A 12702-nucleotide genomic window follows, 5' to 3' on the forward strand; every position below is an offset into this window, starting at 1 on the left:
GGCTACGTTCGGGATTCGCTGCGGATCGGTAGGTGGGGTGAGCGCTATACGGCATTGATGCGAATCAAATACGCAAGGTATTGGTAAACAATACACAACAAAGAATCATTCCTGTTTGCTATATTCCGGCCGCTTGTTCATCTGCCTTCTGGCTATTCGTATCCGGCCGTTTCGCTCAACAGGTCCATTCATGCCCGTCCCACACTTTCCCCGCAAGAACACGTTGACTTCCCTCTGGCTGCCTATGGGTTTGCTCGTCGGTTTTGCCTCACCCCAGGTACTGGCGCAGACCGCACTGGAACTGCCCGCAGTCGACGGGCCGGCTGCCCAGGCCACTGACGCCCAGGCGCCCGTGTTGGAGCTGGAGGAAACGGCCGTATCTGCCAGTGCCGATGCGTCGCGCGAAGGGCTGGTGCCCGAATACGAAGGCGGGCAGGTTGCCCGTGGTGGGCGAGTCGGGATCTTGGGCAACAAGGACTACATGGAGACGCCGTTCACCTCCACGTCCTACACCAACCAGCTGATTCAGGACCAGCAGGCGCACAGTGTCGCCGACATCCTGCAGAACGATCCGTCGGTGCGCATCGCCCGTGGTTTCGGCAACTTCCAGGAACTGTACATGGTGCGCGGCTTCCCGCTGTACTCCGATGACATCGCCTACAACGGCCTGTACGGGCTGCTGCCCCGGCAGTACGTGGCGTCGGAGTTCATCGAGCGGGTCGAGGTGTTCCGCGGGGCCAGCGCGTTTCTCAACGGGGCGGCGCCGGGTGGCACGGGGATCGGCGGCGCGATCAACATCCTGCCCAAGCGCGCGCCGAACGCGCCGCTGACCCGGCTCACCGCCGGTGTGGAGAACCGTGGCTTCGGCACGGTGGCGGCCGATGTGGCACGGCGCTTCGGCGAGGGCGACCAGTTCGGGGTGCGGGTGAACGTCGCCAAGCGGGCAGGGGAGACGGCCGTCGAGGATCAGGACCGCAGCTTGGACATGTTCGCGCTGGGGCTGGATTACCAGGGGGAGCGGCTGCGGTTGTCGTCGGATATTGGGCATCAGTATCACTTCATCGATAATCCGTTGCCGAGCGTGAGGTTTGGCAACGAGGTGCCCAGCCCACCGAGCGCAGACAAGAACTTCGGTCAGTCTTGGACCTATGCAAAAGAGAAACAGACGTTTGGTACTTTCCGCGCCGAATATGACCTGACCGATGCCGTGACTACTTGGGCAGCTGTCGGCATGCGTAAAGGCGAGGAAAAGAACGTATTGGCCAACCCGATCTATAGAGGGGCAGGCGTTATCTCGGCCAGTCGCTTCGACAACTACCGCGAAGAGACCGTGACTACCGGCGAAGTGGGTGCGCGCATGAGTTTGCAGACAGGGCCGGTGTCGCATCAGTGGGTCATATCGGGGGCGATGTTCGATACTAAGGATCGCAATGCTTTCGCCACAGGCGGGGTCTTGAGCAGCGGTCTGTACGACCCTGTCGACGTCGCGAGGCCGGAAGATCCGAAAGTTACAGGCTCCATGTCCAGCCCGCACATCACAGCGCGTACTCATACACAAAGCTTGGCAATCGCTGATACGCTGGGGTTCTTCGATGATCAGCTACAAGTCACGCTCGGCGCTCGTCGCCAAGGGTTGGACGTCACGGGCTACGACTACACAACCGGCGACAAGACGTCGAAATACAATCGGTATGAAACGACGCCTGTTGCCGGGGTGGTGTATCAGCTCAACGAGCAATTTTCGATATACGCCAACTACATTGAAGGTTTGACCAAAGGCGACACGGCTGGCACCACGACGACATTACCGGATGGGTCGTCGGTGCCGATCATCAATGCTGGCGAGTCGTTGGCTCCATACGTGGCTAAGCAAACCGAACTGGGCGTGAAGTACGACGGCGGTGGCCTGGGAGGGAGCGTCGCCGTTTTCGAAACACGCAAGCCGGTCGGCATCATTGAGAATCAGGTATTCAAAGACGGTGGCGAGCAGCGCAACAGAGGCATTGAACTGTCTATGTTCGGCGAGCCTATGCAGGGCGTTCGGCTACTGGGGGGCGTGACACTGCTAGATGCCGAGCTGAGCAAAACCCAAAACGGTACGGATGATGGCAATGACGCCATCGGCGTGCCTAAAACCCAGGCCAACATTGGCGGCGAATGGGATGTGCCCGGGTTGCAGGGCGTCACGCTCACCAGCCGGGTCACCTATACCAGTCGCCAATACGTCAATACGGGCAACACGATGGAAATTCCATCTTGGACCCGCCTGGACCTCGGCGCCCGCTACGGCTTCAAGGTCGACGACAAGGACGTGACGCTCCGCGCTCGCCTTGACAACGTCGCCGGCCGTGACTATTGGGCATCGACCGGGGGCTACCCGGGTTCGAATTACCTGGTGCTGGGCGCCCCACGTACCTTCTCGGTCAGCGCCTCGGTCGACTTCTAACCCACCATCTTACCCAACCCCACCTGTGGTGGGGTTGATCCAACCCAGCCCCATCGCATTCACTTGTACGGCGCTTCCAAAGTTGTACAACCCGCGCGGAACGATTGCCATCGCCGCCACTCCGAACTCTATCTGCGGAGCGATACCGCCACTGCGACGCAGTGAATCAACAGGAGTTTGGGCAGTGTCCAACAGTGATCTTCGTGTCGACAACCGCTTCACTGCCGACGTGCTGGGGCACCCGAAAGACATCTTCTTCGCCGCCGTGGAAAGTACGCGGATGCCGATGATCGTCACCGACCCGAATCGGGCCGACAATCCGATCATTTTCGCCAACCAGGCGTTTTTGGAAATGACCGGCTATGAAGCTGCCGAAATCATCGGGCGCAATTGCCGTTTTTTGCAGGGCGAAGACACCGATCCCGAAGTGATCAACTCGATTCGCCAAGCCGTGGAGCAACGCCACGACTTTTCCACCGAAGTGCTGAACTACAAAAAAGACGGCAGCTCGTTCTGGAATGCGCTGTTCATCTCGCCGATCTACAACGAAGCCGGCAAGCTGACCTACTTCTTCGCCTCGCAATTGGACGTCAGCCGTCGCCGCGACGCGGAAGAGGCCTTGCGCCAATCGCAGAAGATGGAAGCGCTGGGGCAATTGACCGGTGGCATCGCCCATGACTTCAACAACCTGTTGCAGGTCATCGGTGGCTACATTTCCTTGTCCAAAGCCGTCGCCGGCAAGTCGTCACCAGATCTGGCGAAGATTCTCGGGAATCTCACTTACGCCAATGATGCGGTGGACAAGGCCAATACCCTGACCAAGCAGCTACTGGCGTTCTCGCGCAAGCAAAAACTCCAGGGACGGGTCATCAGCCTCAATCAGCTGGTCAAGGATGCGCAAGTGCTGATGAATCGCACCCTGGGGGAAGGCATCGAGATCCAGCTCGACCTTGACCCGCACCTGGCCAACTGCCGCATCGATCCGGCGCAAGCGGAAATCGCCTTGTTGAACGTCGTGATCAATGCCCGCGATGCCATGATCGGCAGCGTCCGCCAGGAGCTCCACATCGAAACCCGCAATGTGGTCATCACCGAAGAAGTGCGGGCGGCCTACGAAGGTCTGCTACCGGGCACCTACGCCTGCGTGGCGATCACCGACACCGGCGAGGGCATGTCCGAAGAGGTGCTGGCGCGTGCCATGGATCCGTTCTTCACCACCAAAGAGGAAGGCAAGGGCACCGGCCTCGGGTTGTCCATGGTCTACGGTTTCGCCAAACAATCCCGTGGCGGCGCGCGCATCTACTCCGAACAAGGCGTCGGGACCACATTGCGGTTGTATTTCCCGTCCGATGAAAGCGACGTACAGGCCGTCGACAAACGCCAAGCCCATTTGCCCAAGCCCGGCGATGAGCGTGTGCTGGTCGTGGAAGACCGAGACGATGTCGCGCAACTTGCCTGTACCATTCTCGAAGAGTACGGCTATGTCACTACGGTCGCGGCTGATGCGCGGCAGGCGCTGGCGCTGATTAATGACGGGCATGAATTCGATTTATTGTTCACCGACCTGATCATGCCTGGCGGCATGAACGGCGTGACCCTGGCGCGCAAGGTACAGGCGCTAAAGTCCGAGACCAAAGTGTTATTGACGACAGGCTATGCGGAGAACTCCATCGAACGCACCGATGTGGGCGGTTCGGAGTTCGAAGTCATTTCCAAACCCTATCTGCCGCATGACTTGGCGCGTAAAGTACGCCAAGTGCTGGACTCGCCGGGCGGTGTCTAAGGGCGACTCTTTCACACCCCATACAGCGAACAGCCTGTTTGGTCTGGAAAATGGCCGGATAGCCGTTAACCTGATCACGAATTTTCCAACGCTTCGAGCATCTACTTGCATTGACCGACCAGTGTGATATCACTGTGCTCAGATAGCTTGCTAAGTAATAACTCAGGAAAACCGTGATCATGAAAACAGTCATCGCCGCTGCGGTGCTTTCTCTCTTTGCCGTCTCTGCTCAGGCGACCGAATTGTCAGGTGCTATTGGTGCCACTAGCCAAGGTGGCCTCACTGCTCGCGTAGGCGTGGGCTTCGCTTGGGACAAGTCGTGGCTGGAGTCCGACGTTGGCCGTCTGACCGGCTACTGGGACGCAGGCTACACCTATTGGGAAGCCGGCAAAGCTGCAGGCGGCACGCACTCGCTGTCGTTCGCGCCCGTGTTCGTCTACGAGTTCGGCAATGGCGACATCAAGCCTTTCATCGAGGCAGGCATCGGTGTGGCGGTGTTCTCGGGTACTTCGGCCGGCGACCAGGAATTCGGTAGCGCCTTCAACTTCGAAGACCGTATCGGTGCGGGCCTGAAGTTTGGCGACAACCAGCGCGTGGGCATCCGTGCCACGCATTATTCCAACGCCAGCATCAAACAACCCAACGACGGCATCGAATCCTACGCGCTGTTCTACAGCCATCCGATCTGATCGAACCCTACGAAACGAGCCCGCGCATGCGGGCTTTTTTCGTCGTGGGCGCAGCGCAGGGCGGCTGCATTTCGAACGCCGTGCTATTGCCCGCTTGTCCTGAGCGAGGGCACTCAGGATAAAATGCGGCCTTTCCCACGTTCGAGATGGATCTTATGCGGCAAGTTCTTGCGATGACTTTTGGTGGCCTGACCCCTAGCTACTATGCGCGGCAGCTCTTCTTTGGCGTATTGTTCGCCGCGTTCTTCATCTACTTGAAGGCCAACGCGCCGAGCGGAATCAGCGCAGGCAGCATCGTCATGGCCATCGCCTGTGCCTTGCTCTATCCTTACTCGCGTTTCGTCTATGAGCGCATCATCGGCTTCATCATGGGCAACAATGTGTTCTTCGTGAACGCATTGCTGATGCTGTTCGTGAAGTTCATCACCATGTTGATGTGCTGGTTCCTGGCGATTTTCATCGCGCCGTTGGGCTTGGCGTACCTGTATTGGTACAACAGTCGGCAACTGACCGATCGATAATCACTGCGTCCGTTGCAATGCGTTAGTTGCACGGCCCAAGCCCCGGTCATTCATCTGCCGGGGCTTTGATCTTTACGGTACCCCGATTCACAACGACGCCTCGCGCCTCACCTTCGATACTCCCTGTCCCTGCCATACTCCGGAGACCTCGCCATGGCTGATGCCGACACACCGTCCAGCCCTTTGCCCACCACCACCCTACAAGCGGTCTGTGCCGAGCTGGGCTTGCCTTCGGATACTTGGCTAATGGATTTTTGGCGGCAACATGCCGGTGCATGGCTCGTGGACCAGGTTGTGGTCTACGCGATCGACGATGTCCAGGAGCGTAACCACACGTTCGAAGTCGCCCAGTATTTTCCGCGACAGATTGCCGTAGGCGACGACTCGGGTGGGCGCCTGATTCTGGTCGACCGCCTGGCCGATTCCGGGCTGTGGCTGGTAGACGCAGGTTCGCCTTCGCTGGAGGGTGCCGAGCACTTCGATACCTTGGAGCAACTGGCTGCCGCCGTCGGACGCGAACATCGAGAACCGACACAGTAGTGTGCGAAATGTCCTGACGACTGCGGAGTGATCCCATGAAAATATATGGATATGGGCGTGAGCATGCTGAACTCTTAGAGCTGTCGGAAGCCTCGATTGTTGCAAGTGCCGGAGAGTTGCGTGCCCTGGCAGCATTCTTCAATCACGTGGCCGATGAAAAAGAGGGCGTGATTGAAAACACTTCAGATCATGTTCATTTCAGAGACCACTGGCCAAGTTGGAAATCCGAGTCGGCGGATGTGGTTTTAATGACGGTCGACATTGAAACGTCTTCCTGATCGGCTGTGCTGAACGCCCTACAGCGCTACTGCCATCTCAGGACAGCTATAGCATTTTGCTCTCATGCGCTGTGCCTTCAGCTTTCATGGTCTACGGGCCAGTCACGGACGCCGCGGTCGATGTCTCCCTTATTTTTAGGACGTATCAACCTCACCCTTGGGCGGTTCGGGCCTTTCAGATTCGCGATCTGACCACAGTGGCGCCCAGCGCCTAGCGCTGCGGAAGGCTCAACCCTGCGCTAACGGCAATGCCCGGTTGGCTATACCAAAGGGCACATGCACCATGGGCAGGTCCCTGGCGGCCGAGTCCAAGTGGCTGCGCTGGTCGTCGAAGAACATGTGCGGCTTAAGGATCGACAAGACCCGCCGTTTTTCCATCCCCCCAAGGAAGAACGATTCGTCCGGCGACACGCCCCAGTCCTTGAGCGTGGTGACTACCCGCTCGTGGGACGGCGCATTGCGCGCCGTGACGATGGCGATGCGCAGAATGCGTTGGTAGTCGGGGCACTCGGCCAGCCTCCGATCTTCCAAGGTGCGAATCGACGACAGTTTGCGAAACAGATCAGCCAGCGGCCCAGGCCGGTGCGGGATCGCCTTGCGGGTCGATTCATAGGCCTGGAAGGCATTCAGGTCCAGTGCCTGCTTGTAGACGCTTTCGGCTTCGTCGTCGGCGATCACGCCGTCGAAGTCGAAGGCCACCCGCAGTTCGTTGTCGATCTCGTCGTCGTAGACCTTGCTCGGCAGCACCAACCCGGCCGGGTAGTCGGCATCGATGGCCCGCTGCACATCGCTTTCGTTGGCGCTGAGAAACAGGGAGGCGTTGAAGGCGGGAATATACTCATACGGCGAGCGACCCGACATGAACGCCGCGCGGCTGATGTCCAGCCCGTAGTGCTCGATGGAGCGAAACACCCGCAGGCCGGTTTCCGGCGAATTGCGCGACAGCAGCACCACTTCCACCGGCAGTTGCTCGGGAAAGGCCTGGTTGATGCGCAGGAAGCGCCGGATGAAGGGAAAAGCCACGCCGCGGGCGAAGGGCTGGTCGATGTTGCGCTCGTGATGTGAGCGATAGGCCTCGACGCCTTCACTTTCGTAGATGTGGTCCGATTCAGTGAGGTCGAACAGGGCACTGGAGGCAACGCCCACTACCAGCTTGTCATCGATGGGGAAGGGCATGGCCTGCCTCCTGAGCAACGAATGGGGTGATCAGCGGTCCTGAGTCATCCGGCCTTCGGCGAAGTGCTGCAGCCGCTCGCCTTCGAGCCGGTACTTGATCCACTCGTCTTGGGCCTGGGCGCCCACCGCTTCGTAGAAACCGATGGCGGGGGCGTTCCAGTCCAGCACGCTCCACTCCAGACGACCGCAGCCGGTGCGCACCGCTTCGCGGGCAATATGTTGCAGCAACGCCCGACCGGCACCGCCGCCGCGCTGCTCGGGGGTGATGTACAGGTCTTCTAGGTAGAGGCCATGCCGGCCCAGCCAGGTGGAATAGCTGGTGAAGTACACAGCAAAGCCGATGGCCACGCCGTCGCGCTCGCAGATCAGGCTGCTGACGCTGCCGGGTGCGTCGAACAGGCTGCGCTCGATGTCGGCGGTGCAGGCGATGACTTCATGCCGGGCGCGCTCGTACTCGGCCAGCTCAGTGATGAAGGCGAGGATCTGCGCTGCGTCGTTGCGCTGGGCAGGGCGGATGGAGAGAGACATGGCAGGGCTTCCTTGGTAGCGGGGTGCGTATTCTAGCCGCAGGAACACCCACTAAAGCAATGTAAAGTCTGCTTGACATCCTCGGGGTGGTGCTTGCAATGTAAAGCCTCCTTTACATGGAGGTCGCAGCTATGTCGCTCACCCGTTTTGCCCCAGCGTTCGCGCTGACCATGGCGCTGTATGCCCTGGCCGTGCTGGTCAGCAGCCATTACCTGCCGCTGTTGTCGGCGCCTTTGACCAAGGCTGCGGTGGCCCTGACACCGGTTCCGGCGATGGTCGCCATGGCCTGGGTGGTGATCCGCCAACTGCGCAGCCTCGACGAGCTGCACCGGCGCATCCAGCTCGAAGCCTTGGGCATGGCGTTCGTGGCCACGGTGCTGATCACGTTCAGTTATGGATTCCTGGAAACGGCAGGTTTGCCGCGTTTGTCGATGTTCATGGTCTGGCCGCTGATGGGCACACTGTGGGCGTTGGGTACGGTGTTCGGCGTCAGGCGCTACCGATGAACAACCGTGTGCGCGAGCTGCGCGCCGCACAGGGGTGGTCGCAAGCGGAGCTGGCGACGCGCCTGGGCGTGTCGCGGCAAACCGTCAATGCCATCGAGACCGGACGTTACGACCCTAGCCTGCCTTTGGCTTTCAGCTTGGCGCGACTGTTCGAGCAGCCGATCGAGGCGATCTTCCAGCCGAATTGAGCGATACAGTCAGGTGTATTGGTAAAATATACCGTAACTGTACATGTCTGCCCTAGCCGGCCTTTCGCTACTTTAGATCGGCCTTGCCACCCTATTCGGACACCAGACCATGCTCGGTTCCTACGATCTGCTCAGCGCCTTCGTGCTTTTCGCTTTCGTCTCCTCCATCACCCCAGGCCCCAACAACACCATGCTGCTCGCCTCGGGCGTGAATTTCGGCGTGCGCCGCAGCGTGCCCCATGCGCTGGGCGTGAGCATCGGCTTCATGGTGATGGTGATCGCAGTAGGGCTGGGGCTGGGCAAGGTGTTCGAAACCTGGCCGATGCTCTACACCCTGCTGCGTTATGCCGGCGCTGCGTACTTGCTGTATCTGGCCTGGAAAATCGCCACTTCAGGCCCGATGGCCGAAGGCACTGACGGTGAGCGCAAACCGCTGACCTTTCTGGGTGCGGCGGCGTTTCAGTGGGTCAACCCCAAGGCCTGGGTCATGGCAGTGGGTGCCATCACCACCTACGCTCCGGCCCAGGGCTATCTGTACAACGTCCTGGTGATCGGCCTGGTCTTCGCGCTGGTGAACCTGCCCAGTGTCGGGATCTGGATCATGTTCGGCAGCGCCTTGCGTAACCTGCTGCGCAATCCGCGCTGGTTGATGCTGTTCAATGTCCTGATGGCCTTGCTCCTGGTGATTTCCCTGTACCCGCTGCTGTTCGTAGAATCGACGTTCTCCTGACAGCGGTAGCGAGTCGACGATGCACCTGATCCCCTGGTCTTACCCCACTGTCGAAGGCTTCACCTTACGGGGCTGGCGCTCGCCGCCCAGCGGCAAGCCACTGTTGCATGTGCTGCACGGCAACGGTTTTTGCGCCTTGGTCTATCGACCCATGCTGCTCACACTGAGCGAGCGCTTCGACCTATGGCTCAGCGACGTGCAGGGGCATGGCGAGAGTGACCACGGCGGTGCGTTCTGCGGCTGGAACCGCAGCGCGGAATTGGCGCTCGAGGCTTTCGAAGCCGGTCGCGCAGTCTATGGCCAGGTGCCGCGCTATGCGCTGGGGCACAGTTTTGGCGGGGTGCTCACGGCCCTGGTCCTGGCGCAGCGTCCGGCGCTGTTCGAACGGGCGGTGTTGCTCGACCCAGTCCTTTTCAGCAGGCGCATGATCGCAACGTTCTGGGTGGCGCGCCGGTTGGGCTTGCACAGGCGCCATGGCCTGGCGCGCAAGGCGGCGGGCCGGCGCAGCCAGTGGCCGGACCGGCAGACCGCCCGAGCGGCTTTGCAGGGAAGGGGGATCTTCAAGGGATGGACGCCGCAGGCGTTGGAGGCCTATTTGGAGCATGCGTTGATGGCATGCCCGGAAGGGGTTCAACTCAGGTGCCGACCTGCGCGGGAGGCGGAAATATTCAGCTCCATGCCTAAGCACTTGTGGCCGAGTCTAAAGCGGATCGCGGTTCCGACGCTGATCCTGCATGGGAAGGGCAGCTACCCATTCGTAGGGCCGTCGGCGCGGGCAGCAGCGTCTTCCAACCGAATGGTTACCCAACGACAGGTATCGGGAGGTCACTGTTTCATGCAGGAAGAACCCGGTCTGGCGGCAGAACGGGTGATCGCTTTTTTAAACGCAGCCCCACTAAGCTGACGCAGCAGCCTGAAGGGGTGGGCAGTCGCATTTCTCGAAAGCAGCCCGAACCCTTCAGGCCACACCATGGCCGCCCTCAGGCGGCCACATTGCTCAATACCAGCTTATGGTGACGCATCGGTTTAGGCCGTACGCTCGCTTCCCCATGGTGACGACGCGCAACGCGCAGCACCCCCCACAAGAACGCCAACGCTACCACTGCCCAAGCACTCATCAAGCTAAAAAGGGTCATCGCCAGGTTCATAGAAAGCTCCTTTGCTTTGCGGTCCTCTCTAGATAAATGACTGCCTGGATAGCGGGTCATTCCAATGGATCGGTCAAAGCTCCCGACCAACGGCCATCACACATGGCCGCTGCTGTTGACGATGCGCAGGCACAGCGCTTCATAAGGGTCGAGATTGATCATCAAGCGCCCGTCCTCGGTCAAATCGCCTTCTACCGTTTCGTTGATCATGTCCACCACTGGGCCTGGGGTGAAGCCGGTCAGTTGCAGTTCTTCGGCGATCACCGTCTGGCCGAAGTTCAGCGCACTGATCTGGATGCCGCGTCCGGCCGGCAGTTCGTGCACCATCACCAGCAGCCCAGGGCTGATGACGTCGGGCACCAGGATCTGTCGAGCGGTGGCGATGCCGTAGGCCTGGCGCACGGCCAGCAGCTTCTTCACCTTGCAGGCGAAGGAGTCGCCGCGTTCCAGCTGGGCATCGAGGCTGCCATACAGCGCGCGCGCGCGCGGCATGCCGCGTACCGACGTCTCGTTTTCGGGTGCCAGCCCGGCCAGATCGTAGCCGCCGCGATGGATCCAGCGTGTATCGCCGTCCAGCATACGCTCGGCCACTGCTTCGGCCGGCAGCGGCAGGGCGCCCACCATGTCCCAACCCGACAGCGCCACCACGCCCGGTTGCATCGCGTTGTACATGACCAGCAGCAGGTGCACCTTCTGGATCTGCTCGATGTCGGCTTCGCTGATGTCGGCCAGATCGCGGATGCCCAACGCTGCGGTGATCAGGCTGGCCGTGGTGCAGGAGATGCCGTTGGTGACGAAGCGCAGGTTGTACGGCGCATGCTCGCCCGACAGGCGCTCGTAGATCTCTTCGCGAATGTGCTCGCGCAAGATGCTGCCGGGCAGCGTCTGGCCCTTGTAGTGGTACATGTCGTGGGCGTGCAGGGTCCAGAAGTGCACCAGCTCCACCGTCAGCTCGTCGTGGTTCTGCAGCGCATGGATGAGCGAGGCAGGGTCGATCTCGAAGGCCTGCATCTCTTTGAACATCAAGCGCAGGAACTCGGTGTCGCCGGTCAACAGCGCATGCTGGTAGGCCGGGCGGGTGATGAAGTCGTAGGACAGGTCGGCGCCGCCTTTGGACATCCCGGCGATGTCGTCCAGGGTCAGGTTCAGTTCCTGGAAGCTGAAACCGCCGGCTTTACGGATCATGCCGCCAATGATCTGGTTGCCCACCAGCGACAGCGGGTGGCTTTCCGACCAGGCGGTGCCTTCGGCGCGGGTTTCCACGCCGAGGAAGCCGTTGGCGTCCAGGCGCAGGCCGCGCGCGCCCAGGCAGTCGAGCGCGTGCAGGGCATCGCCGATGATCATCTGCTGGGCAGTGAAGCTCGGGTCGAGCCAGTTCAGCGACGGTTGGCCTTCCTTGAAGTAGTGCAGGTAGACCCAGCGGCGGGTCACGCCATCCACGCCGGTGACGGGTGGGGTGGCGCTCCAGTCGGTTTCCTTGACGCCGGGCTCGAAGAAGATCACCCGCTGCAACTGGCCGACGATGTAGTGGCGCGCCTTGAGTTCGTCGCACTGCGCCGGCAGCAGATTCACCGCGTCGCGGCCCGCCGGTACGTCGGGCAGCAGGTTCCAGTCTTCTTCGCGGATCTCGACCATGTGGTAGAGCCCCGGATAGGCGCCATGGCCCATCTCGGCCAGGCGGAAGTCGGCGCCCTTGCCGGTGTGGGAAGGGATCAGGTCGTCGATGGTCACGGCGTTGTGCGCGGCGGCCAGGCGGCTCATCTGCACCAGTTCCTGCTCGGTGCCGTAGAGCGGGTCGATGTCGAAGCTGATGCGGTCGAAGTTGCCGTCCACGCTGGGCGTGAAGCCGCGTTCGCGCACGCCACCGGACTGCTTGATCGGGCCGGTGTGGATGCCTTGCACGCCCATGTCGGACAGGCGCTTCCACAGCGCCTCATGGCCGAGCGCGCCCAGCACCGAACACCCCTCCGGGGCGATGATGGCGTCGGGGTAGACCGTCAGCCACACCGAAGCGATTTGCGTGGCGCGGCGCGGCTGGGCCTCGGCGAAGGGGTTGAGCCACAGGCGCGATTGGCCGGAATAGAGCCGTGCTCGGTCCTGGGAGGCTTTGAGCATCGACTGGTCTTCGAGCCATTTCACATACGACGGGTCGGGGTGCGACATCGGGCG

Annotated in this window: 13 protein-coding genes; 10 read left to right on the plus strand and 3 right to left on the minus strand. The window is 60.9% G+C overall.

Annotation, left to right across the window (positions count from 1 at the left end; all coding sequences use genetic code 11):
* The first annotated feature begins 190 nt into the window (after positions 1 to 190).
* The 6 genes from B4M43_RS13130 (at position 191) to B4M43_RS13155 (ending at position 6257) form a co-directional block, all read left to right on the plus strand.
* A complete protein-coding gene (locus B4M43_RS13130) occupies positions 191 to 2446 on the plus strand; it encodes a TonB-dependent receptor (RefSeq protein ID WP_296267734.1) in 2256 nt (751 codons plus the stop codon).
* Between the two features lie 184 nt (positions 2447 to 2630).
* Positions 2631 to 4229, plus strand: a complete 1599-nt coding sequence (locus B4M43_RS13135; protein ID WP_296268396.1) for a histidine kinase famiy protein — start codon at positions 2631 to 2633, stop codon at positions 4227 to 4229.
* A gap of 179 nt (positions 4230 to 4408) precedes the next feature.
* The gene (locus tag B4M43_RS13140) at positions 4409 to 4918 is read left to right on the plus strand and encodes an acyloxyacyl hydrolase (protein WP_296267736.1); all 510 of its coding nucleotides are present in this window, start codon (positions 4409 to 4411) and stop codon (positions 4916 to 4918) included.
* Positions 4919 to 5073: 155 nt separating this feature from the next.
* The gene (locus tag B4M43_RS13145; protein ID WP_296267738.1) at positions 5074 to 5439 is read left to right on the plus strand and encodes a hypothetical protein; all 366 of its coding nucleotides are present in this window, start codon (positions 5074 to 5076) and stop codon (positions 5437 to 5439) included.
* Positions 5440 to 5592: 153 nt separating this feature from the next.
* A complete protein-coding gene (locus tag B4M43_RS13150) occupies positions 5593 to 5979 on the plus strand; it encodes a hypothetical protein (protein WP_296267740.1) in 387 nt (128 codons plus the stop codon).
* A gap of 35 nt (positions 5980 to 6014) precedes the next feature.
* Positions 6015 to 6257: an Imm32 family immunity protein gene (locus B4M43_RS13155; RefSeq protein WP_296267742.1), complete on the plus strand. Its 243-nt coding sequence runs from the start codon at positions 6015 to 6017 to the stop codon at positions 6255 to 6257.
* Between the two features lie 228 nt (positions 6258 to 6485).
* On the opposite strand, the gene B4M43_RS13160 is transcribed toward B4M43_RS13155, so the two are convergent.
* Together B4M43_RS13160 and B4M43_RS13165 are read right to left on the minus strand one after the other, a co-directional pair.
* Positions 6486 to 7433: a 5'-nucleotidase gene (locus B4M43_RS13160; protein WP_296267745.1), complete on the minus strand. Its 948-nt coding sequence runs from the start codon at positions 7431 to 7433 to the stop codon at positions 6486 to 6488.
* Positions 7434 to 7463: 30 nt separating this feature from the next.
* Positions 7464 to 7961 carry a GNAT family N-acetyltransferase gene (locus B4M43_RS13165; protein ID WP_296267746.1) on the minus strand — a complete coding sequence of 166 codons (498 nt, stop codon included), beginning with the start codon at positions 7959 to 7961 and terminating at the stop codon, positions 7464 to 7466.
* 131 nt (positions 7962 to 8092) lie between these two features.
* Between B4M43_RS13165 and B4M43_RS13170 the strand changes: the two genes are divergently transcribed.
* From B4M43_RS13170 to B4M43_RS13185, 4 genes are all read left to right on the plus strand, one after another.
* Positions 8093 to 8467 (plus strand): hypothetical protein, encoded by a 375-nt coding sequence (locus tag B4M43_RS13170; protein WP_296267748.1) that lies wholly within the window; start codon positions 8093 to 8095, stop codon positions 8465 to 8467.
* The gene (locus tag B4M43_RS13175; protein WP_296267750.1) at positions 8464 to 8655 is read left to right on the plus strand and encodes a helix-turn-helix transcriptional regulator; all 192 of its coding nucleotides are present in this window, start codon (positions 8464 to 8466) and stop codon (positions 8653 to 8655) included. Before B4M43_RS13170 ends, B4M43_RS13175 begins: the two co-directional genes overlap by 4 nt.
* Before the next feature lie 109 nt (positions 8656 to 8764).
* Positions 8765 to 9385: a LysE family translocator gene (locus tag B4M43_RS13180; protein WP_296267752.1), complete on the plus strand. Its 621-nt coding sequence runs from the start codon at positions 8765 to 8767 to the stop codon at positions 9383 to 9385.
* 19 nt (positions 9386 to 9404) lie between these two features.
* Complete coding sequence (locus B4M43_RS13185) at positions 9405 to 10289, plus strand: alpha/beta fold hydrolase (protein WP_296267754.1); 885 nt, start codon at positions 9405 to 9407, stop codon at positions 10287 to 10289.
* Positions 10290 to 10629: 340 nt separating this feature from the next.
* On the opposite strand, the gene treS is transcribed toward B4M43_RS13185, so the two are convergent.
* A complete protein-coding gene (treS, locus tag B4M43_RS13190) occupies positions 10630 to 12696 on the minus strand; it encodes a maltose alpha-D-glucosyltransferase (protein WP_296267756.1) in 2067 nt (688 codons plus the stop codon).
* Positions 12697 to 12702 lie beyond the last annotated feature (6 nt).

This window comes from Pseudomonas sp. UBA6562 (assembly GCF_002434265.1).
Lineage (GTDB): Bacteria > Pseudomonadota > Gammaproteobacteria > Pseudomonadales > Pseudomonadaceae > Aquipseudomonas.